Below are 21,709 nucleotides of genomic sequence, written 5' to 3' on the forward strand. Positions count from 1 at the left end.
TAATCACATCAACCGACAGAAGAAGCGTCTACATGAAGTCTGGAAAACACGATGCACAACTGCTAAAACTTGCAATGGAAATTGGTGTGGGATATGCCAAGAAAAGAGGTTTTTCTGATTTCGGTCAGGGGATTTCACCGAAAGATAAAGTCGAGTGTATTTACCGCTTATTAGTTAAAGATAACCTCATTCAAGCGCTATCAAAAGACAAAGAAGATGGCCCTAATATGAAACACAAGTTAGTGCTGTGGATTAGTCGCCAACTGCCTGAAAACCACGAGTTACTCAACTAACACAACACAAACAAATGTTACTAGGAGCCTTACCCCATTTCATGTCGCTCAGGAATACAAACCGCTAGCTGCTCAGCGATCCAATTAGAAAATGCGGTTTGATTTCCATTAACCATACTCGGGTCGCTGATCGCAATATAACGATGACCCGAACGGATAAAGCCGTATGGTGCGATAAGACGACCCCTTTTTAAATCATCAACAACTAAAGGGTAGGAGCCTAAAGCCGCACCTAAACCGTCGACAGCGGCTTGAAAGCAGAAATAGAAGTGAGCGAATGTTTGCTCTTGACGGGTTTTCTCAAATGGTTGGTCAGTCGCCTTTAACCATGCCGCCCAAGCCAGAGGACGAGTTTGGCTATGAAGTAGCAGAAGCTTTGATGGGTCATTCGACACTGAATCCCAGTATTCTTTCGACATCACAGGCCCAACCCACTCTTCAACTAACGGCTGCTTAATATACTCATCACTGAGCACGAAATCATCACGACGAATAGCCATTGAGAGCCCTGTCGCCCCTAAAGTCACGGGACCACCCGCTGTTGATAACCTGATATCGAGTCCAGATAGATCATTAAATTCAGATAAGCGAGGCATAAGCCAGCGCATCGTTAGTGTTGGTTCACAGCTGACTTCTAGATAATTATTATTAAGCTGCTTTGCTCTCTTAACACCAGTTTTCAATGTACGAAACGCTTCCTCTGTATATTGCAGTAACAACTTACCTTCTTGAGTTAAATGCGCCTTACGTCCCTCTTTATAGAAAAGTGACATCCCAAGGTAGTTCTCGAGAATTTTGATCTGCTTACTTACTGCTCCATGAGTAATATGTAGCTTAGCTGCAGCATCACTGAAACTAAAAGAAGATGCTGCAATATGAAATGTATGAAATGCTTTCAGATGCCTCATATGTGAATAAAACTCACCAATTAACAGAGATTAATTCGATTATAACTTGCCTATCGACACTCTACAATTTGGGGACAAAAAAGAACATTGAGGCTCACAAGTGGAAATAATCAGTTTACTCATATTAGGTATAGTTATCGTTATTAGCCCTGGGGCAGACTTTGCTCTAGTGCTTAAAAATAGCATCAATCATGGTAGACGCTCCGGCATCTATACAGCACTTGGGATCAGCTTAGCCATTACAGTTCATATCGGCTATTCATTAATGGGGATTGGATACTTAATTTCACATAGCCCATGGCTTTTTGAACTCATTAGATATGCAGGGGCCCTTTACCTCATCTATCTTGGAATAAAAGGCTTAATCTCAGTTTCGACAAGCTTAACCTCTGAGAAAGAGAGGGCATTAACCACTCGCCGTCAGCTATATCTGGCTCAGGGTTTTCTTTGCAATGTTTTAAATCCTAAAACAATGCTGTTTTTCTTAAGTATCTTTAGCCAAGTAATGAGTTTAAATAATGGCAGCACTATCGCACCTGCTTATGGTTTATATATCATGCTACTGCACCTATTGTGGTTCACGACTGTGGCATTGCTATTTACGTCAGAAGGATTGAGCAACACTTTAACTCGCTACCAATCTAGAATTAACAACGGGTGTGCCATTGCACTAATAGGCTTTGGGGTCTTGCTTGGCATAAAACCAAGTCATTGACCCATAGCTGATGCTGATCGTTTATCAGCATCAGCAATACCTCGTTGCGCTATTCATATCACAGCTTGCCTACAGCAATGGTATGAATAGGCTAAATCTAAAAAGTGAAAGTCTCCCATCACCAAAGTTAACTTCTATGGGTCAGGGAGAGATAAGTGAATCTAAGTTAAACAGTGACGCTGATGGACGGTTTGCTTGGTAATAAAAAATTGACCGACTCCTTTTATGCCTTTTCAGTAACAGCTTCCTCTAACGAGTGTTGCTGCTCACAAGTATTAGCTTGAATCTTGCTCGCTTCTTCTTTGTTTAATGGCATTGCTGCGAGATAAAGCGCTTGGGCAAACAGACCTTGATAAAACTTCATGATAGAGACCTCTGGAAATAAATGGTTGGATATGGGATTGAGGTCAAAGTAATCTTGTTTATACTATTAGTAAAATGAATAATATCCATCGACTACATTCCATATAAGCATGAATATTCAAATTAAGAATCTACACTGTTTCGTGACCTTAGTTGAGATGGGTAATTACACTCGTGCAGCTGAAAAGTTACACCTGACTCAACCGACTTTGACTAAGATGATCCAGCGCCTTGAAGAGAACCTTGGTCAACCGCTGCTGATCCGCAACAACCAGAAAGTGATCGCCACAGAAGCTGGCCGCGCGTTGATCTGTACTTCGCAGCAGATAGTTGGCCAATGGCACAGACTGCGAGAAGATCTCAATAGCCTGAATGGATTACAAACAGGCCAATTGCGTTTGGGTGTCTGTCCTATGATGGGGGAGATGATCATCGAGCTGGTTGCTCAGTTTAGGAAGAAATATCCGGGAGTCGAACTGAGTATTCAAGAGCTAGGTGGCTTCGGCGCTGAGCAGGCTTTACTTAATGACAGCCTAGATCTCACCTTTACAGCCCTACCGACCACCCATACTCAAGAATTCGACAGCTTAGAGCTAAGGGGCTATCCACTATTAGCTTGCCTACCCAAAGAACACCCTTTGGCCGAAAAAGACAATATCGGCTGGCAAGATCTCGCGCCCTACCCATTTATCCTATATAACGATGATTTTTCACTGACAAAACTCATTCATCGCTTAAGCCGATCCGCAAATGTAGAGCTTAACGTTGCCGCTCAAAGTGGCCAGTGGGATTTTATTGCTGCCATGGTAGAAGCCAAGATGGGGGTTGCTATCTTGCCTAAACCAATCTGCCAGAAAGTAAATTCTGACTCACTCGTTTATAAAGCGCTAAAGCCACAGCTTACTTGGGATCTTGCACTTATCTGGCGTAAGAATTTGCCGCTGACACCAGCCGCATCGACTTTCATAAATTTAAGCAGAGAGTTAAGTGCAACTTAGCAAATATTTATCAGCTAGAGAAAAACTGAAAACAGTTCTTTCCTTGGCGTTTCACTTGATACATAGCGCTATCGGCATGTTCACAAGCAGAACTAAATAATACATCAGTGTGATAAACACTGATGCCGATACTCAAACCAACGTTAACTCGGCGACCTTCAACTGCAAGCGGCGCCTCAAAAAGTTGCAACAGTTCTGCCGCTAGCTTAGTCAACACCTCTCTATTTACAGAGGGGTAGAGCACAACAAACTCATCACCACCTAACCGCGCAGTGTCTGCTGTTCTTTTTAGATATGAGGTGAGTTTATTGGCAATAGCCACGAGTACGCTATCACCAAACTTATGTCCGAAATGGTCGTTATTAGCTTTGAAGTCATCAAGATCAATAAATAACAGTGCACCTCCTGATGTGCCTTGTTTTGACTGTTCAAAGGCCTCTATAAGCGCCTTGCGGTTTAATAAGCCAGTTAGAGGGTCTTTGTGTGCAAGCTCCGCCAAACCGAGCTCATAACGCTTCTCTTGCGTTATGTCGATATGAGTGCCCATGATCCGCAGTGGCTGACCGTTTTCATCAAACTCAATAACTCGACCACGATCCGAAACCCAACTGACGCTACCGTCTTTATGCAGCATTCGGTGTGTTACTTGATAGGAGTCTGTTTTACCGCTGATATGATCTTCAAAATTTTGGATCACCCAATCACGATCTTCAGGATGTAGATTGCCTTTCCAGCTATCAATATGTGCAGCGAGCTCATCAATGGTATAGCCGAGTAATGAGCCCCACTCCATATTGAACATAGTGAGGTTGCCGCTAGGGATATGTTGCTCCCATAGGCATAATCCCGTGCCATCAAGCGCAGCATTGAGCTTTTCTTCCAACATTGATTTTTGTTGTATAAGCTCTGAATTGGCAGTTTCTAGCAGACTCTTTTCCTGCTCCAAAGCCCCCAACATCTGCTTTAATTGAGCAATTTCAGCCTTTAATGAATCCATCTAATGTTCCGATGATAAGAACCGCGTTGCAGCTTCCTATCGTTTCTCCTCTCGGTTCCTTGCTCTACTCAATCGAAACTACTGTTATCTACAGGGAAACACAAGCTTATAATACTATCGACTTACATTAGGCAAAAAAATACCCACCGAATGGTGGGTATTTCAAAATATCAAAACAGCGCCTTTAAACTTGGCACTGTTTTAAAGTTCGCTATTACGCTACTGGTGATACAACAAACAGTAATTCACCTTGGGAAACCTGCTGGCCATTACTGTTAAGAATACGCTCAATACGGTACTGCTGATCTTCAGGGTACAGCACTGCGTTCTTACGGTTAAAGCCAGCCAGAGTGACTTGTGAGAACATCTTCATCGCTTCAGTTAGCGCTAATGTCTGATCCACAGTTACTATATCACCCTCTTTAACAAAGTCAGCTTCACCAGGAGCTGGAGAGGTATAGAAGATCCCCGCACCTTGAGTCATCACTTTAAGTTCGTTACTTTCACCAACACGCAGCGACTCAGTATCAACGCCAACAGTTTCTGCCGCGGCTTCCATCTCAGCAATAAGCTCAGGAATATCCAGCTCTGCCATGAAGCGTGGTAGATAGTTGGTGTCGTAAACGCCTTCGTTAAAGGTGCCATCTTTAAGGATGCGCGTTAACAATGGAATGTTTGACGCAATGCCTTTGATAACCACTTCGTTAGCTAAGTAATCGTGTAGCTTGTTAATGACGTCTTCACGACTTTCACCGCGACAGATGATCTGTGCAATCAAGCTATCGTAGTAAGGCGATACTTCTTTACCTTCGCCAGCGATTGAGATGATCTCAATGTCATCACGCTCTGGCATTTTGTATTCAGTGATCAAGCCTGGGTTTGGTAGTAATTGCAGTACGCCATTACTATCAAGTGCCGCCTTTTCAGCTGTCACACGCACTTCCATCGCGTAGCCTTTGTCTTGCGGCTCAAGATCTGCGATAGAACGACCGGCAGCAATATCAAAACCAGCACTTACGATATCGATACAAGAGGTCGCTTCTGTTACTGGATGCTCAACCTGCAAACGAGTATTCATCTCCATAAAGTAGACTTCATTTGCGTCTAAGTTATAGATAAATTCTACCGTTCCTGCGCCCATATAATCGGTTGCATCACCTAGTGCACGAGTATATTCCATGACCTTCTGTTTCAGCTCGTCAGGCAACATAGTTGAACCAGATTCTTCAACCACTTTCTGGTTGTTACGCTGCACAGAACAGTCACGCAAGCCAAGTACTTTAGTATTCCCGAACTGGTCACGCAATAACTGCACTTCAATGTGACGCAATGAAGTAACATATTTCTCTAGATAAAGGTCGCCATTGCCAAATGCTGCAGCAGCTTCAGTGGAGGTCTTTTGGAACAGTTCAATCATGTCTTCAGGACGCTCTACAACCTGAATACCTTTACCGCCACCACCTTGTACCGCTTTAAGCAGTACAGGGTAACCAATCTCAGTCGCCACGTTTACCGCTTGCTCTGCATTAGTCAAAATACCGTGACTACCAGGTACTACAGGTACGTCTTGGTCTTGCGAAGTCTTAATCGCATTAGACTTGTTACCCATGGTCGTCATGCTGTGCACGCTTGGGCCAACAAAGTTAACGCCGTTGTTCACACAAAGCGCTGCAAACTGTGGGCTTTCAGATAGGAAACCAATACCTGGGTGCAAGGCATCAACATTCTCATATTCAGCTACTTTCAATACTGAGTATGCGTTGAGGTAACTTTCATCAGAGGTGTTACCACCAATACAAACAAGCTTATCGTTCGCCTTAAGCATATCAGCAGGCACAGATGTCATATCTGGATCAGATGCCACCAGTACAACGTCGATGTTGTTATCATGCGCCTTACGAATCAGCTTAACCGCAGTACAACCACGGGCATGAACCAATACTTTGTTAATTGGCTTCATCAATGCGCGAGGGTCGTCTTGAACAATCTCTTCATCTTCGATTTCAGCTTCAGGAACCAATGTCGACAACGCGTTGTTAATAATGGTTTCTATCTTACCGCTAGGCTTAGGCATTAGTGGATCGATGCTGCTCAACTGGTCATCTAGCGTGGTGCTGAACGGGTTTTCAACTAAACCATTCATCGCGCCAGGTACTTTAGACAAGTAGTTCGACAGTGTAGAAGTTGATGGCAAGTATGCAGGCACAACCATTTGACCAGCAAACGGCATGTTAGTACCCGATAGGTAGTATGTTTGCACTAAAGGATGCGTCACAAAACTCGCCTGTGCACCACCAGTACAATCACCATAACCGAACATCAATACAGGTAATTCATTATCACGAATAAAGCGTGTAATACGGTCGTTCACTACAGCCATTGAGAATAGTGCTGCTGCACCTTCTTTAGTCTGCATACCACCTGAACTGATGAAACAGATAACAGGAAGTTTACGCTTAGCACACTCAATCAATAGCGCACTGAATTTTTCAGCAGCGGCCATATCGAATGCACCCGCTTGGAATGCAGTATTTGAAACTGCAACACCAACGCGCATTGGCTTGCCTTCACTGTCAAAGTCAGCCACACCTGTGATTAAACCACAAGGGCGGATACCTTTATCGATAGCATCCTCAATAGAAAGGCGGAAGCCTGGGAAGTTCAGCAAATTAGCCGACATCTTATCGCCATTGATCTCTTCGAAATCAGTGAAGAATTTACCAATGATTGCATCCCAGCCCATCTTTCCTGCACGCTTTTCATCGCGAAGGACTTTTTGGATCAGTAGATCTTGATAACCCATGGTCAAACGGTTCCAGAAGTCTTTACGACGACCGATACGCACAGGGTTAATCGCACCAGTGTACTCACTGCTTTCCTCTTCACTGTCGAAATACTCTGGGAGTAAACGCTCAAAGAAGTAAGTCAAGATTACGAACAGGCTGTCATTCAATTGTGGGAAACCAACACTCTTCCACTGCTCAGTACGAGTCAGTAGTTCTGCGCGGTTTGACTGAGACATAAAGTACTTCAGCCACTTGTAGAATTTGTTCTTATCGTTAGCAACATCTTGAGTAGATAATGCTCTATCGATTGAATCATGCAATAGGTTATCAACTGAACTACGAGACAGGCTCTTAGACATCATCGCTTCTTTAGCGATTGAAGCCAGATTACCCACAACGTTGTCGTACAGTGCGTTGAATACCAAAATGTTATGACACTGCCAGATGAAATCTTCACGCAGTTCATCATGCACAATCACATCAAGTACAGTGAGTTGGTTCAGCTCAGGCCAGTCTGCTTGAGTCACTTCTGATGGCAATGTTTCAAGGTAGCTAATTAGCCCTTTGAAGTTATTCTCTGCATTGCCTTTCCAGCGGTGGTATAGCGACCAGCTGATATTAAAGATAAGCGCCTTGCGTGCTTTCTTATAGTTCTCTTTTGGCTCACCCAAAATCAATCGGGTTAGCATGTTTCGTTCAGTTGAAACATCATCACGCTTAGAGGTGAAATTCCCCCAAAGTTTATTCAACTCTTCGTCATAAACCAGTTTATCAGGACTTGATAACCAAGACTGGAATACGCGATCTTGCTCTTGCTGAATACGTGCTAGCAAATCACCTTCAGGTACGCTGACCTTAGAGAGGCGACCATACTGCTCTTGCGAGATAGAGTGGATACGACTACGTAGTGTTAGGTAACGCAAGTAACGGTAGGTGCTACCAAACAGATTTAAGTGCATGGTTGGGTTGTTAGCAACAGCTAGCTCAGCATTCACTTCAAGTGCTGCCAAGTTTTTAGACGGTGCTAAGAAGCGCTCTAGACTGCGGTCATAATGCTCACGTAAATCCGCTGATTCACGTACAAACTGTACAGCGGCTTTCTCAACAGCTTCAACACTGCTGATAATGGCGCGGCGCAAGTTATGTTGACGTTCATCTCTGTCTGACGGTGAGAAATCGACAATGCCATCAATGCAGCCAGAGGTGTATAACTCTTCAGGTGAAACACCAACTGATTTAGCACACTCTTGCCAAGACAAGTTGTACTTACGTGCAATGCTTTGCAAGCCTTGTGGCTGAATGGTGTTAAAAATACCGTCACGCAGTGACAATAAGATATTTGCTGCAGCCAGTGGAATAGCGCCACCAGAGTAACCTGCACCAATGACGATACCGACTGTCGGAACATCAACATTGGCACTCTCAGCAATTGCTTTAGAGATTGAGTGAGCTTGGTTTTGACTGTTAGCAATTTCACCAGCATCGGCACCAGGAGTGTCGATAAGGTAGATAATAGGCATAGACAATTCGGCGAAATGACGAATCGCTTTACAACAAGCTAGGTGATGCTCAGGCATCCAGGCGCCGTTAGCGGTAGTACGCTCTTGTGCAACAAAACCAATACGGCGAGTACGAGATCCAAAATTCAGTTCAATCTCTGCACTATAAAAAGGGCCGATGTGGGTTTCGGTAACAAGCTTACCTTTAAGATCCGCAATGATGCGTTTCGCACCTGGGCGGTTCTTATCCTGTGTCGGTTGGATCACCTTAGTGACATAACCATCAACGTCTAATCCAGCAAGATCTTTTAGGTTTGCTTGGATTTCGTCATCACCAAGAAGACCTTTGATCTCCTCAGATAGTGTCTGTTTACTGTGCTCAGGAAACAGCGAAAAGTCTTTAGCCAACTGCTCTGCTTTTAAAAAAAGCGGGTCGGCAGTTTGCGCTTGAGTCATGTTAGCGGGCTGATTTTTGCTGGTCATCGAAAGATCCTCTGCTTTTAGCCTCTGAAATTTTTAGCCCGTAAATATAACTTTGTTATCCTGTCAATTGCTATTAAACTGCACTAGACGCTTTGTTCCATTTTTGAGACAGTGAAAATAACATGCCAGATTTAAACGGTATGATGCTGTTTGCAGCGGTTGTTAGAGCCCAAGGTTTCTCTCAAGCCGCCCGCGAAACAGGCATGCCAAAATCAACGATTAGTCGAAAGGTTGCCCAGCTAGAAGAGCAACTCGGAGTTCGGCTTTTACAGCGAGATACCCGTAATCTGAGCTTAACTCAGGTTGGCGCGCTATTTTTCCAGCATTGCACCAGTATAAGCGATGAAATAGAAGCTGCCAAAGCGACTATCGAAAACACCCACAATGATGTCTCTGGCTCATTGAGGGTGGCTATTCCTGTCTCTTTCAGCCAAGAGCTTATCGCCAACCTTTGTAGTGGTTTTATGCGGCTGTATCCAAATGTAGAGCTCGACGTGCAGTTTACCGATAATGACGTTGGATTGGTCGGTGAAGGTTACGACATCGCGATTAAGTATGGTCCTTTGCAATCAAGCGATTTAGTGGCAAGGTTATTATTCGAACGCCAACCGATATTAGTAGCAAGCCCAAGCTATTTGAAAACTCATGGCACCCCAGCCAACCCACAAGAGCTGGCAACACATAGTGGTATATTATTAGGTACATCGCGCTCAGCACCTATCTGGCCCTTAGGAAAAGGGACACGCAAGACGATGGTGAATTTTAAGCGTAAAGTCAGAGTTAATAGCGCGGTGATGGTCAAACAGCTTGTGATGGATGATTTTGGCATTGCTATGTTATCCAATTCCGTCTGCAAGAATGAATTGGCCAGCGGCTCTCTCGTCCCCATTTTACAAGAGTGGCCTATGGAAGCCTTTAAAGTGTATGGCGTCTATTCGAGTCGTCGTCAGCTGGCGACCAACATTAGCGTATTTTTAGATTTCTTCCATAAGCGCTTCACTAGCCAAGAGTCACTGCAATCTTTGATGGTGTAAAATGACGCTTTACATCATCCGCTCTGACTGAAAGATCTGTTTCACTATCGCTTTTCGTAGTGATGCTTGTTGTATATTGGTCAGATCTAGGTTTAACGAAAAATAAACAGTTCGCTCATCAGTTTCTATCCAGCCTATCCACCAGCCGATATATTCGTCGCCTTTATTGGCGAAGCCTGTCTTGCCAAAGATACGATAATCATCATTCGATTCAGCTAACATCACCTGTTTGATGATCTGCTGTGAACGACGGCTCATGGATAACTTCTCATCGTGCAATTTTTGCAAAAATTGCAGCTGCTCGATTGCGCTTATGCGTATATCCCCATTAAGCCAAAAACTTTCCAGTTCGGGGCCCAGCTTCTGGTTACCATACTCTAGGCTTGCCAGCATATTAGCCATCCGCTGTTTACCTATATCTCGGGCAATTTGTTGGAATATTGGTACGACTGAATACTTGAATGCGCTTGTAAAGGTGTGGTCTTGGTTCCAAGCTTTAAAGGCACGCTGTTGCCTATCCCACGGATAGGCTTGTTCAGCATCTGCAACCACCTCTAACTCCAAACCAATTAATCCATTGGCAATCTTAAAGGTCGATGCAGGAATGAAGCCTTTACTAGCTCGACTTAGATCGTTAGTGGTTAATGTCTGCTTCAGGGGATCAAAAAGCACTAACACTCCCTCAACTGAGTGTTGCAGAAATACTGAGTCCCAGTGTGTGGTTAACTGCGGCGCCAACCTTTGCTCAGTAAACTGAACGCTATGGTCATCATTATCACTGGCATCAACAATGAGTGCTGCTGCAGCCAAAATGGTGAACAGCAACAGCGATATTAATTTTGTCATTTGTCATCTCTTAGTATTTCCGTGCAAATGCACCGAACTTTATATCGATAATGATAACGCTTAATAAGTTTCAAAATGTGGCAATATGAGGAGCAATTGTGGCGAAATAATGGCAATAGCAGCCATCCAAAGCTGAATAATTATTCCTCGCTTTCAATGCATTGTCGGCTAAGGCATACTGAGGCGAATGAGCTAATAGCCTGAGAGTTCAGCTTTTACTGCTTACAGCCAGTAGCAAAAACTGAGAATAATAACAAAGGACCTAGTAATGAAATTATCTAGCATGGCACTTGTCGCCACAGCACTTTTTGTTGGCACAACTTCAACCGCTGCTTTTGCCAAACTCGATGTTGAAGAGGCTAGATTACCAGCTGCAACAGAGGCGATGCCTGAAGTTGTCAGTCGCTACCAAGCATTTGTTAGCAACCTTGCTGACAAATACACCCTGCACTCTGATGAGCTAAAAATCACTCAAATGGTTGCTCACCAAGGATTACGTCTATGGCAGCAAGCGGTAAGAGATGTGCAATCAGGTCACTTGGATGATCGCTCTTTGTATTGGAATCGTCTTGCGATGCGAGAGCTACTTAAAACACAAAAGCCTGATTTTAATATTGCTGCATGGCAGCGAGATATCCTTATCAAAGCTGTTGAAAAATCATCACGGGGTTTAAGTGACATCGCTTTTAAAGATGATGTCGAGATTAAAATACTACTCACCGGATTTGACCCTTTCTTCCTCGATCGACATATCGACCAGAGTAATCCATCGGGCTTAGTCGCGTTAGCACTCGATGGCTACCGATTCATGGTTAATGGTAAGCAAGCTCAAATTGAAACCGCGATGATCCCAGTACGGTTTGCCGATTTTGATGACGGGCTTATTGAGTCAATTCTCACTCCCATCTATCGTGACAACAGCGTTGATATGATCTTTACCGTCAGCATGGGCCGCGACGAGTTTGATATTGAACGCTTTCCGGGGCGTAATCGCAGTGCTGCAGCGCCTGACAATCTAAATGTTTTAACCGGTGCCAACAAGCAGGCACCAATCGCTCCCCTGGTTAATGGTGGCACACTCAATGGGCCAGAGTTTGTGGAGTTTTCCCTGCCGATAGCAGCAATGCAGACAGTTGAAGGACCTTGGAAAGTCAATGATAACCATATGGTATCGACATTAGCACAGGGCGAGTTTCAAGCGAAATCATTAGGGCAGCTGCAAAATGCTATTTCGGTTGAAGGTTCTGGCGGAGGCTATCTCTCCAATGAGATCTCCTACCGCGCCATATTATTGCAAAAACAGTTCAATAGCAGCATTCCCGTCGGCCATATCCACACACCGCGTATTGCCGCATACGACGTTAAAGTCGAGCACGATATTGTCGAACAAGTGAGAGCTATGGTAGAGGTTTCCGCAACAACGCTCTAAGCATGTCAGCACTGGCATGGCACATTTGACTCAGGTAATATTGATGAACTCGCAATTCGCGAGTTCATCAACCGTGAGTTACCGATTCAATGTTCAAAGCGCTTAACCCTTTCAAGTCTAAACAATTAAAAGCCAACTCCCTGGTAGATCATCCGCAGGCGACATTCACCGATCCTCTGCAGCAATCAATAGTGGCTCAGGTAGAAGATTGTTATCAAACCGCGGAATCGGCATTGTCACGGCAGTTCCCACGGCCAGAGGTTAACTTTAAACTACGCGGAAAAAGCGCTGGTACGGCACATTTGCAACTCAACAAGCTACGCTTTAATCCACTGCTATTAAAAGATAATCCTCAAGCATTTATCGATGATGTGGTACCTCATGAGATCTGTCATTTACTAGCCTTTCAGCTCTTTGGCAGGGTTAAACCTCACGGCATTGAGTGGCAACGCTTAATGCGGCAACTTTACCAACGCCAGCCCCGTACGACCCACAGCTTTAACACTCAGTCAGTAGAGGGCAGAACTTTTGAGTATTTCTGTGGCTGCGGTTCAGTAAACCTCAGTATTCGACGTCACAATAAAGTTGTACGTGGAGACAGTCAGTACCGTTGTCGTAAATGCGGTCAAAACTTGCGTAATACAAAATAAAACTGATAGCTTAATCGCGTCAAATATTGCCCCAACCCTATAGCTAACTTACAATCGCCGCCAACGAACAGAGAATTCGTCAGTACGGGGATTAAGATTGAACAACGCTGCATTTAAAGCGCTCTTATTAGCGCTTAGTATTATAGGGTTTACTCCTTTACAGAGCTTCGCCGAAGCCAAGCAACCAACCAGTTTCAGTCAAGCAAAACGCTTAGCCAAAAAGCTTTATATTGAGTCTTTGCCAATCAGCAGCTTTTATTGTGGTTGTGACATTAAAGTTGAAGGTAAAAAGTGGCGTACTGATTTTAGCCGCTGTGGCTATCAGGTGCGTAAGCAGCAAAAAAGAGCCGCGAGAATTGAGTGGGAACATATCGTCCCGGCGTGGGAGTTCGGTCATCAACGCCAATGTTGGCAACAAGGAGGCCGTAAAAATTGTGGAAAAACGGATAAACTCTTTAAGAAAATGGAGTCGGATCTACACAACTTAGTCCCCGCTATTGGCGAAGTGAATGGCGATCGCAGTAACTATCGCTTTAGCCAGTGGAATGCCAAGCCCGTACAATATGGTCAATGTGAGATAAGCGTGGACTTTAAATCTCGAAAAGTGCAGCCGCCTAGCTATACTCGAGGGCAAATAGCCCGCATTTATCTTTATATGCAAAGAACCTATGCGTTACAAATATCCAGTAGCCAATTAAAGTTATTTAAAGCATGGGATAAAAGCTATCCAGTTGATACTATTGAGTGCAAGCGAGATCAAGCTATTGCAAATGTACAAGGTAATCACAATCATTTTGTACAAACTCAGTGTCAGCAACTAATCTCAGCATCGAACATCGCAGAATAAGGCAAACCTGTACCATGAGAGTTCCAAGAATTTACCAAGCCTCTTCGTTGGCTATTGATGAAACAGTGTCACTACACGAGGAAGCTGCAGGTCATGTCGGCCGCGTCCTGCGAATGGCTGCAGGAGAGCAAGTCTGTTTATTTAATGGCGATGGTAATAATTATCTGGCTGAAATTCTCAGTGCCAGTAAGAAAAACGTCGCGGTAAAGGTCTTATCTTGTGAAAGCAACGACAGCGAGTCGCCACTGCATCTACATCTAGGTCAAGTGATCTCCCGCGGCGACAGAATGGACTTTACCATTCAAAAGTCTGTCGAGCTGGGTGTTAACACCATTACACCGCTTTTCTCTGAGCGCTGTGGAGTCAAATTAAGCGGTGAGCGATTAGAGAAAAAGATCCAGCAGTGGCAAAAAATAGTCGTTAGCGCCTGTGAGCAATCTGGCCGCAGTGTGGTGCCGGTTATTCGCCCCGCCATGCAACTGAGTGACTGGTGTGCAGAAGAGACAAGCTCGCTGAAGATCAACTTGCACCCTAGAGCCTCACACGGGGTTAACGGGCTCTGTTTACCTAACAATCGTGTACGTTTGGTTATTGGGCCTGAAGGTGGTTTATCTGCAACTGAAATCACCATGACCGAAACCCATAAATTTACCGATGTACTGCTTGGCCCAAGAGTACTGCGCACCGAAACCGCGGCGCTGACCACTATTACCGCTCTGCAGCTCAAATTTGGTGATATTGGTTAAACTTAACGCTGCAGTGAATTAGCTGCGCCAATGATAAGAATATCAGTTCGATGCTGGAAAAACGGCTTAATAGCCCCCATGTTAGCAGTTGACTCGAAATATAGAATAAGGAACAAGTTCCATGATAAAACTCGGTATCGTGATGGATCCCATCAGCGACATTAATATTAAGAAAGATTCAAGCTTTGCCATGTTAATGGCTGCCCAATCTCGCGGTTACCAACTGTTTTACATGGAGATGAATGATCTAGCCATGGTTAATGGCCAAGCGATGGCGACCATGCGTGCATTAACAGTCAAACAAGATCCACTCGATTGGTATCAACTTGAAGCTGCGGTCGACACGCCGCTGGCCGATCTAGACGTTATTTTAATGCGCAAAGATCCCCCATTCGACACAGAATTTGTTTACTCAACTTACATGCTCGAGCGAGCCGAAGAGCAAGGCGTGTTAATTGTTAACAAACCGCAAAGCCTACGCGATGCTAATGAGAAACTGTTTACCGCTTGGTTCTCAGAGTTTACTCCAGAGACTGTGGTTACCCGTGATGAGCAACGTATTCGAGCTTTCCATAAAGAGAAGGGGGATATCATTCTTAAGCCATTAGATGGTATGGGTGGCAGCTCTATCTTCAGAGTCAAAAAAGACGACCCAAATCTTGGAGTGATTATCGAAACCTTAACCAATGAAGGTCAACAATACGCTATGGCGCAGGCCTTTATTCCGGATATTACCTCAGGTGATAAACGTATCTTGGTTGTCGATGGCGAACCAGTGCCATACTCCTTAGCGCGAATTCCGCAAAAAGGTGAGACTCGCGGTAACTTAGCCGCCGGTGGACGTGGTGTTGCTCAACCTCTATCAGAGTCTGATTGGCATATTGCCCGCACGATCGGTCCTGAGCTTAAAAAACGCGGTTTAATTTTTGTTGGACTCGACGTTATTGGTGACAAACTGACAGAGATAAATGTTACCAGCCCAACCTGTATAAAAGAGATTGAAGCTGCTTTTGATGTCGATATTAGCGGCATGTTGATGGATGCTATCGAAGCCAGAATCAACAAATAACCTCCCTAAGGACTCGGTATGACTTTTAGAAACACTTTTACTTGGGTCCTTAGTGCCCTTGCCATATTGCCGCTGTATGCAACAGCCAATATCGATATAACTGAAGCACCATCACGGCCTAAGAATATGATCATCATGGTTGGCGATGGCATGGGGCCAGCTTATACCAGTGCCTATCGATATTTTCAGAACAACCCTGATACCGAAGAGATTGAGCAGACGGTGTTTGATCGTTTATTAGTGGGAATGGCTTCGACTTACCCCGCTAAGGAGAGCGGTTATGTAACTGATTCAGCAGCATCAGCGACCGCACTTGCCACAGGCTTTAAGAGCTACAATGGTGCCATCTCTGTCGATACCAATAAACGCCCATTGACCACTATCATGCAGATGGCAAAATCCCGCGGCATGTCAACGGGTGTGGCTGTTACCTCACAGGTAAACCATGCGACGCCAGCAGCCTTTTTAGTGCATAACGAAAGCCGCCGCAACTATGAAGCGATTGCCACAGACATGCTGCAATCTGATGCCGATGTGATTTTAGGTGGTGGGCAAAAATACTTCTCTGAAGCACTATTAGGCCAGTTCAAAACCAAAGGCTATCAACATATCGATGACTTAGCACAGCTTGAATCCATTGCTAAACCCAAAGTTATAGGGCTATTTGCCGAGGTGCAACTCCCTTGGGTGATAAACGATGTGGACGCCAATACCTTAAGCCGTTTAACCCAAAAGTCTTTAGAGCTACTATCACAAAATGACAAAGGTTTCGTGTTATTAGTCGAAGGCAGTTTGATTGATTGGGCTGGACACAATAATGATATCGCAACCGCCATGGCCGAAATGCAGAGCTTTGCTAACGCAATGGAGGTTGTAGAGCAATATGTTCGCCAACACCCAGATACTTTGTTGGTGGCTACTGCTGATCATAATACTGGTGGGCTTTCTATAGGTGCAAATGGCGAATATGCTTGGGACTCTGAGCTACTAAAAGGGATTAGTGCTAGCCCCTCAAATATTAGTGCAACTGCCATTGCCAGTGACGAGTGGCAAACTGGGGTTAGTAAAAGCCTTGGTTTCGAGTTGAGCGCTTCAGAGTTGCAACAATTAAGCAATGCACGTATGCAGGGCGATGAAGCTCTACAAACTGCACTTAAGAAACTGATTGATGTCCGCAGTAATACTGGTTGGACGACAAGTGGCCACACTGGTGGCGATGTGCAAGTATTTGCCGTAGGGCCTGCAGCAGATTTGTTTAAAGGCAATCAAGACAACACCCAAATAGCTGAAAAAATGATGACTCTGCTACCGAAAAAAGACTAGTAGTAACTATCTTAAAGGCTAGCTGGAATCCTGTGTCCAGCTAGCTTTTTTATCGAACTTTAAAACCAGTCAATATATAGCCGTTCTAGCTGAAGGTGCAGAATTCAGTGGGAGATTAATCAAGGCATTGATTGCCACTAATCGTCACTCCCTTGGTAAAATTAATAACCTTGCCTCAAAACCACTACACTCTCGCTGAGCGAGCAAATCTTTATACCGATTGGTATAATACCAATTGCATTAAGTATTTGGCCAGTTCAGAGCCCCTCAGTCTTTTCAATTCAAAGCGCATCGGTAAAGAAATGGTTATTCCCTTTTAAGCCAATGCAAAGCAGAAGTGGAAAGACTGAGAGGCTCACGTAGTGCGGCTGAGGTTAAACAAATTGGCAAAACGCTGTATGCTTCGCTATGGAATTTGGATATACGACTAAATGGATTTAGGAGGTAGAGCGAAGCAGGATGCCAGAGCCGAGAATAACTATTAGCTCAAATCCCACTACTTGACTACAGCGTTTTGAATTCCCGCTGAATGGTCAAACTTTTAATGCAATTGGTATAAAGTGCATATTTAGGTCAGTTGGGTATAATTACTGCCACTTAACATTCGACCTTGAAAACTCATGCTAACCAATGCTTCGCAAGTCCTTCTTAGAAATAGTGATTTATTCAAAGACCACTCTGTATTAGTACTCAACTATGAAGGTGATACGCTACCCAAAGCGCTATTAGAGAGTGCGTCGAGCGTAAGTGCTTTAGCACTGGATTTTCATCACCACCTTATAATGCAGCCCTATGCAGCAAAAAATCTGCAATTGTATTTTGGTCATCAACTGCCTACCCAAGAGTGCTTTGATAGTGTCATCGTTTATTTTCCAAAAGCGAAAGCGCTCGCTCCTTACCTGTTTAATCTAGCAGGCAAGCACCTAAAGCCCCAAGGCCAGCTCATTGTGGTTGGTGAGAATAAGGGAGGTATTAAGTCATTGCCTAAACAGCTCCCCGATTACTTCGACAAAGCATTTAAAGCAGATAATGCCCGTCACTGTATCGTATTTACCAGTGAGTTAAACCGGGAAGCACCTGAGATAAAGCTGCAAGACTGGTACAGCGAGTATCAACTGCAAACCCCACAAGGGGAGATCACCATTTGTAATATGGTCGGTGTATTTAGCGAGAAGAAACTCGATGAAGGCACTAAACTGTTACTCGAAAACCTACCCAAGATGCAGGGTAACGTGCTTGATTTTGGTTGTGGTGCAGGTGTTATTGCGGCAGCATTATTAACAGCACAACCTAAGCTTACTCTTGATTGTGTCGACATTAATGCGATGGCGCTGACATCTTGTGATTTAACAATGCAAGCCAATGGGCTGAGCGCCAACATTTTTGCATCCGATGGTATGGCACAAACAAGCGGCCACTACGATGGCATAATCTCTAACCCACCGTTCCACGATGGTTTGGCCAGTACGACTAATATCGCTACCGATTTTGTAAAAGCGGCAAGTGCTAATCTAATGCGAGGTGGACTGTTCCATATCGTTGCTAACCGCCACCTACCCTACTCCGATTGCATTGCTGAAAATTTCGGCGAAGTAAACGTCAGTGCCGAGAATAACCGCTACAAAATATACTCCAATATAAAACGCTAAAGCAGAGCATAAAAGTATGTTATAAAATCTCTACTAGTTGATTATTCTGCAACCAATATAGTGTTACATTTTCAATGATATATTGGTCAAAAATTTTATATTTTATAATACCTAAACAATCACTTGTATGGTTATACTCAAAGGTAATCTCACTTATAAAAACAAATAACTGTAGGGATTTTCATGTTGCATCCGGAGCTTATAGAGTTAGACACTGACGGTATAAAAGCCGTGCTAACACTCATCCCCAATACCCACGGCCCTTTAACTGATAAGGACATTGTGGAACTATTGGCGTTTCCTGACTTTAGCTCCCTATATCCACTCAAGGAGATCATCAGTAAAGCTGTGGCTCAAATAAACCAGTTATCAGGAACTGATGATGGCCAATTTGAGCAACGCTTTGAGATAGCAGAACGTCGTGATGCAAGTATCAGCTTTGAGATCTCCGATGACAAAATGCAAGCATCAATGACATTAACCGCAGCCTACGGCGGCCAAACCATTACCTTAAAAGACATACTTCAAAGCCTAAAGTCTCAACATATCAAGCTTGGCCTAAGTAAACCCAAAATAGAGTTAGCGTTAAGGCAGTTGACCAATCTATTACCTGGCGATGAATGTTGTAATATCATCGCTAATGGGCGCTCCCCCATCCATGGGAAATCAGCCAGCATAGAACGAAAGGTCATGTTGGCTCGAGAGCGCTTACTCCAGCCTCAAGAAAATAGTGACGGCAGCGTCGATATGCGTAACCTTGGCTCAGTCATCATGGTCAAACCTGGCAATGCGCTTATTTTGAAACATCCCGCAACTGCAGGAGTCGATGGCTACACCGTTTATGGTGACAAACTGCTCGCTAAGCCGGGGAAAGACATAAAGCTGGTTGCTGGTGAGGGCACTGAATTTTGCGCCAATAACCCTAACCTGCTCGTCGCTAGTGTTGCGGGCCAACCAGTAGAAACCAAAAACGGCATGCAAGTTGATGACGTACTGCAAATAAAAGATGTCAACGTCGGCTATGGTCATGTCGACTTTAAGGGTAGCGTGTTAATTACCGGTGACGTTGGCGAAGGCATGATTGTTAAAAGCAGCGGTGATATCACTGTTATGGGATTTGTCGACTCAGCCACCTTAATTGCCCAAGGCGATGTTACCGTTAGTAAGGGAGTGATTGGGCGCCAACTAAAAGACAATGCACTTTCTACGACACTAAAAGCTCAAGGCCAAATAAGTGCACAATTTGTGCAGTACTCTAATCTGGAAGCCACTGGTAATATTCTGGTAACCAAACAGCTCTTGCATAGTTATGCCAAAACGAATCAACAGCTAATAGTTTGCGATGCGAGCGGTCGCCGCGGCGATTTAGTCGGTGGCAAAGTCGAAGCCGATAAAGGGGTGAAAGTTGTTGCCATTGGCGCTACTGCTGGAACCAAAACTGAAATATTCTGCGCCATGCATATTAGTACACATAAACATAATCTAGTCCAGCTTAAAGAGAGCATTACCTCAATGAGGGTGGCAGTAAAAAATATTGAAGGACAACTAGGTAACCTGCCCCCTAAAACACAATGGCAAGATGATGAAATGATGGTCGAGCAAGTCAAAGGAATGCTGGAAGAGAAGCGTCGAATCAATAGCGTGATGCAAGAAGAGCAGGCAGAGTTTGAAACGACTAAGCAAGAAGTTGAAGGCTACTACAAGAACTACCGCATTGATGCATTAAAACATGTTTTCGCCAATATCGAGATCCATATTGGTGGCGCGTTTAATCGAACTCAGAGAGAGCATGGCCCCTGCTGTATTACCAACTGTAATCAAGAGATCAACTACGATTACAGTATTAAAAAATAATCCCTATACAGGCAACTTGAGAGCCATTGCCTAAGGACGATGGTTAGCGGCATAATAACGATACTTTAAATCGTTGAGATATGACGTGGAACTATTGAAAATTGACTGCCTTGGTAAGCCGCTTCGCTTAGAAGGCTCATTGGCAGGATGGCAACAACTCTTTTGGGGCGATACCTTAGTCTCAGTTATCCAAGCAAGCGCTGACAATGAAGGTTTAAAAAGCCATAGCTTTGAGCTCAATACAGCAGCCCCAACCGCAATCGACTCCCAAGATGCGGTTCTTCAACAGCGAACCACAAAGATCACTTTAGAGACCGACTTACGTTGGCAGCCTTTTGCCATCGATTACCGCCTGCTGCAAGATGAAAACGTCATAGCTAGCGGCAAGCGCAACACTAAAGATATTGAGCAACAAGTCCCTACTGTTGCAATTGCAGAAAAAAAGCAATTTAGCATAATCGGCCTTGCATCTCTGGGCTTCAAGCTATTAAAAAGCGCCAAGGTGATTAAAGTCGTTTTAGCAGGAGCCAGTGTTGCCGCCTACTCCTGGTTGTTTTCATTTCAGTTTGCTCTCGCGCTTATCGCCTGTTTAGTATTCCATGAATATGGCCATATCCGGGCAATGAAGCATTTTGGCATGAAGACCAAAGGAATATATCTCATCCCTTTTATGGGCGGCTTAGCCTTAAGTGACGAGAAAATAAACACCCGCTGGCAAGATGTAGTGATCTCAATAATGGGGCCTACTTTTGGCTTATTTATGTCTATTGCAGCACTCATCGCTTATTGGGTTACCGGCAATATCTTCTTTGCTGGATTAGCGGCCTTTAATGCATTGCTGAATCTGTTTAACCTGTTGCCGATTCTTCCGCTCGATGGTGGCCATATTCTGAAAAGCATCAGCTTTTCAATGAACAGTGTTATGGGGCTCGTCGCCTGTATTGCAGGTGCAGCAGTTGGCGTCTACATCAGCTATAGCCTAGGCTTGGCACTATTAGGCTTCCTGCTACTTATCGGTAGTGCCGAGATAGTCTTTGAATGGAAAACACGCCACCAGAGCCACTTACTGCCACTGGATCGCTACGGTCAGATCTTCTCAGCGGTATGGTATTTTCTTACTGTAGGCTGTTTGATTGGTATTATCTGGTATTTCGCCGGCAGCGGCGACGATATGTTAGCGCTGCCGTTAGAGATCTTAAAAAGCTAAATACCAATCGGTA

Annotated in this window: 18 protein-coding genes; 13 read left to right on the forward strand and 5 right to left on the reverse strand. The window is 44.4% G+C overall.

What is annotated here, in order from left to right:
* Positions 1 to 32: 32 nt before the first annotated feature.
* The gene (locus SWP_RS19865; RefSeq protein ID WP_020914438.1) at positions 33 to 293 is read left to right on the forward strand and encodes a DUF5062 family protein; all 261 of its coding nucleotides are present in this window, start codon (positions 33 to 35) and stop codon (positions 291 to 293) included.
* A gap of 29 nt (positions 294 to 322) precedes the next feature.
* Here the strand turns inward: SWP_RS19865 and SWP_RS19870 are convergent, their stop codons facing one another.
* The gene (locus SWP_RS19870) at positions 323 to 1,201 is read right to left on the reverse strand and encodes a LysR family transcriptional regulator (RefSeq protein WP_020914439.1); all 879 of its coding nucleotides are present in this window, start codon (positions 1,199 to 1,201) and stop codon (positions 323 to 325) included.
* 100 nt (positions 1,202 to 1,301) lie between these two features.
* Here SWP_RS19870 and SWP_RS19875 point away from each other — a divergent pair, with 100 nt between their 5' ends.
* Entirely contained in the window at positions 1,302 to 1,916 is a 615-nt protein-coding gene (locus SWP_RS19875) for a LysE family translocator (RefSeq protein ID WP_020914440.1), read from the forward strand.
* Between the two features lie 223 nt (positions 1,917 to 2,139).
* On the opposite strand, the gene SWP_RS24280 is transcribed toward SWP_RS19875, so the two are convergent.
* A complete protein-coding gene (locus SWP_RS24280) occupies positions 2,140 to 2,280 on the reverse strand; it encodes a hypothetical protein (RefSeq protein WP_020914442.1) in 141 nt (46 codons plus the stop codon).
* 109 nt (positions 2,281 to 2,389) lie between these two features.
* On the opposite strand from SWP_RS24280, the gene SWP_RS19885 reads away from it, so the two are divergent.
* The gene (locus SWP_RS19885; RefSeq protein ID WP_020914443.1) at positions 2,390 to 3,277 is read left to right on the forward strand and encodes a LysR family transcriptional regulator; all 888 of its coding nucleotides are present in this window, start codon (positions 2,390 to 2,392) and stop codon (positions 3,275 to 3,277) included.
* 10 nt (positions 3,278 to 3,287) lie between these two features.
* On the opposite strand, the gene SWP_RS19890 is transcribed toward SWP_RS19885, so the two are convergent.
* A complete protein-coding gene (locus tag SWP_RS19890) occupies positions 3,288 to 4,274 on the reverse strand; it encodes a sensor domain-containing diguanylate cyclase (protein WP_020914444.1) in 987 nt (328 codons plus the stop codon).
* Between the two features lie 214 nt (positions 4,275 to 4,488).
* Entirely contained in the window at positions 4,489 to 9,042 is a 4,554-nt protein-coding gene (locus tag SWP_RS19895; RefSeq protein WP_020914445.1) for an ATP-binding protein, read from the reverse strand.
* Positions 9,043 to 9,164: 122 nt separating this feature from the next.
* On the opposite strand from SWP_RS19895, the gene SWP_RS19900 reads away from it, so the two are divergent.
* Complete coding sequence (locus tag SWP_RS19900) at positions 9,165 to 10,076, forward strand: LysR family transcriptional regulator (RefSeq protein WP_020914446.1); 912 nt, start codon at positions 9,165 to 9,167, stop codon at positions 10,074 to 10,076.
* Positions 10,077 to 10,085: 9 nt separating this feature from the next.
* On the opposite strand, the gene blaOXA is transcribed toward SWP_RS19900, so the two are convergent.
* Entirely contained in the window at positions 10,086 to 10,922 is an 837-nt protein-coding gene (gene blaOXA, locus SWP_RS19905; protein WP_020914447.1) for a class D beta-lactamase, read from the reverse strand.
* A gap of 268 nt (positions 10,923 to 11,190) precedes the next feature.
* On the opposite strand from blaOXA, the gene SWP_RS19910 reads away from it, so the two are divergent.
* The 9 genes from SWP_RS19910 (at position 11,191) to SWP_RS19950 (ending at position 21,696) form a co-directional block, all read left to right on the forward strand.
* Positions 11,191 to 12,351, forward strand: a complete 1,161-nt coding sequence (locus SWP_RS19910; protein WP_020914449.1) for a pyroglutamyl-peptidase I — start codon at positions 11,191 to 11,193, stop codon at positions 12,349 to 12,351.
* Positions 12,352 to 12,440: 89 nt separating this feature from the next.
* Positions 12,441 to 13,001, forward strand: a complete 561-nt coding sequence (locus tag SWP_RS19915) for a SprT family zinc-dependent metalloprotease (RefSeq protein ID WP_020914450.1) — start codon at positions 12,441 to 12,443, stop codon at positions 12,999 to 13,001.
* Between the two features lie 139 nt (positions 13,002 to 13,140).
* Positions 13,141 to 13,848, forward strand: coding sequence for an endonuclease (locus SWP_RS19920; RefSeq protein ID WP_228371168.1), 708 nt, complete (start codon positions 13,141 to 13,143; stop codon positions 13,846 to 13,848).
* Between the two features lie 14 nt (positions 13,849 to 13,862).
* On the forward strand, positions 13,863 to 14,594 hold the full coding sequence (gene rsmE, locus SWP_RS19925; protein ID WP_044556126.1) for a 16S rRNA (uracil(1498)-N(3))-methyltransferase: 732 nt from the start codon (positions 13,863 to 13,865) through the stop codon (positions 14,592 to 14,594).
* Positions 14,595 to 14,715: 121 nt separating this feature from the next.
* Positions 14,716 to 15,663 carry a glutathione synthase gene (gene gshB, locus SWP_RS19930; RefSeq protein WP_020914454.1) on the forward strand — a complete coding sequence of 316 codons (948 nt, stop codon included), beginning with the start codon at positions 14,716 to 14,718 and terminating at the stop codon, positions 15,661 to 15,663.
* Positions 15,664 to 15,681: 18 nt separating this feature from the next.
* Positions 15,682 to 16,986: an alkaline phosphatase gene (locus tag SWP_RS19935; protein ID WP_020914455.1), complete on the forward strand. Its 1,305-nt coding sequence runs from the start codon at positions 15,682 to 15,684 to the stop codon at positions 16,984 to 16,986.
* A 620-nt stretch (positions 16,987 to 17,606) separates the two neighbouring features.
* A complete protein-coding gene (locus SWP_RS19940) occupies positions 17,607 to 18,635 on the forward strand; it encodes a methyltransferase (RefSeq protein ID WP_020914456.1) in 1,029 nt (342 codons plus the stop codon).
* A 183-nt stretch (positions 18,636 to 18,818) separates the two neighbouring features.
* Positions 18,819 to 20,489, forward strand: coding sequence for a DUF342 domain-containing protein (locus tag SWP_RS19945; RefSeq protein ID WP_020914457.1), 1,671 nt, complete (start codon positions 18,819 to 18,821; stop codon positions 20,487 to 20,489).
* An 85-nt stretch (positions 20,490 to 20,574) separates the two neighbouring features.
* On the forward strand, positions 20,575 to 21,696 hold the full coding sequence (locus SWP_RS19950; RefSeq protein ID WP_020914458.1) for a site-2 protease family protein: 1,122 nt from the start codon (positions 20,575 to 20,577) through the stop codon (positions 21,694 to 21,696).
* Positions 21,697 to 21,709 lie beyond the last annotated feature (13 nt).

The sequence above is a fragment of the Shewanella piezotolerans WP3 genome (genome assembly GCF_000014885.1).
Taxonomy (GTDB): domain Bacteria; phylum Pseudomonadota; class Gammaproteobacteria; order Enterobacterales; family Shewanellaceae; genus Shewanella; species Shewanella piezotolerans.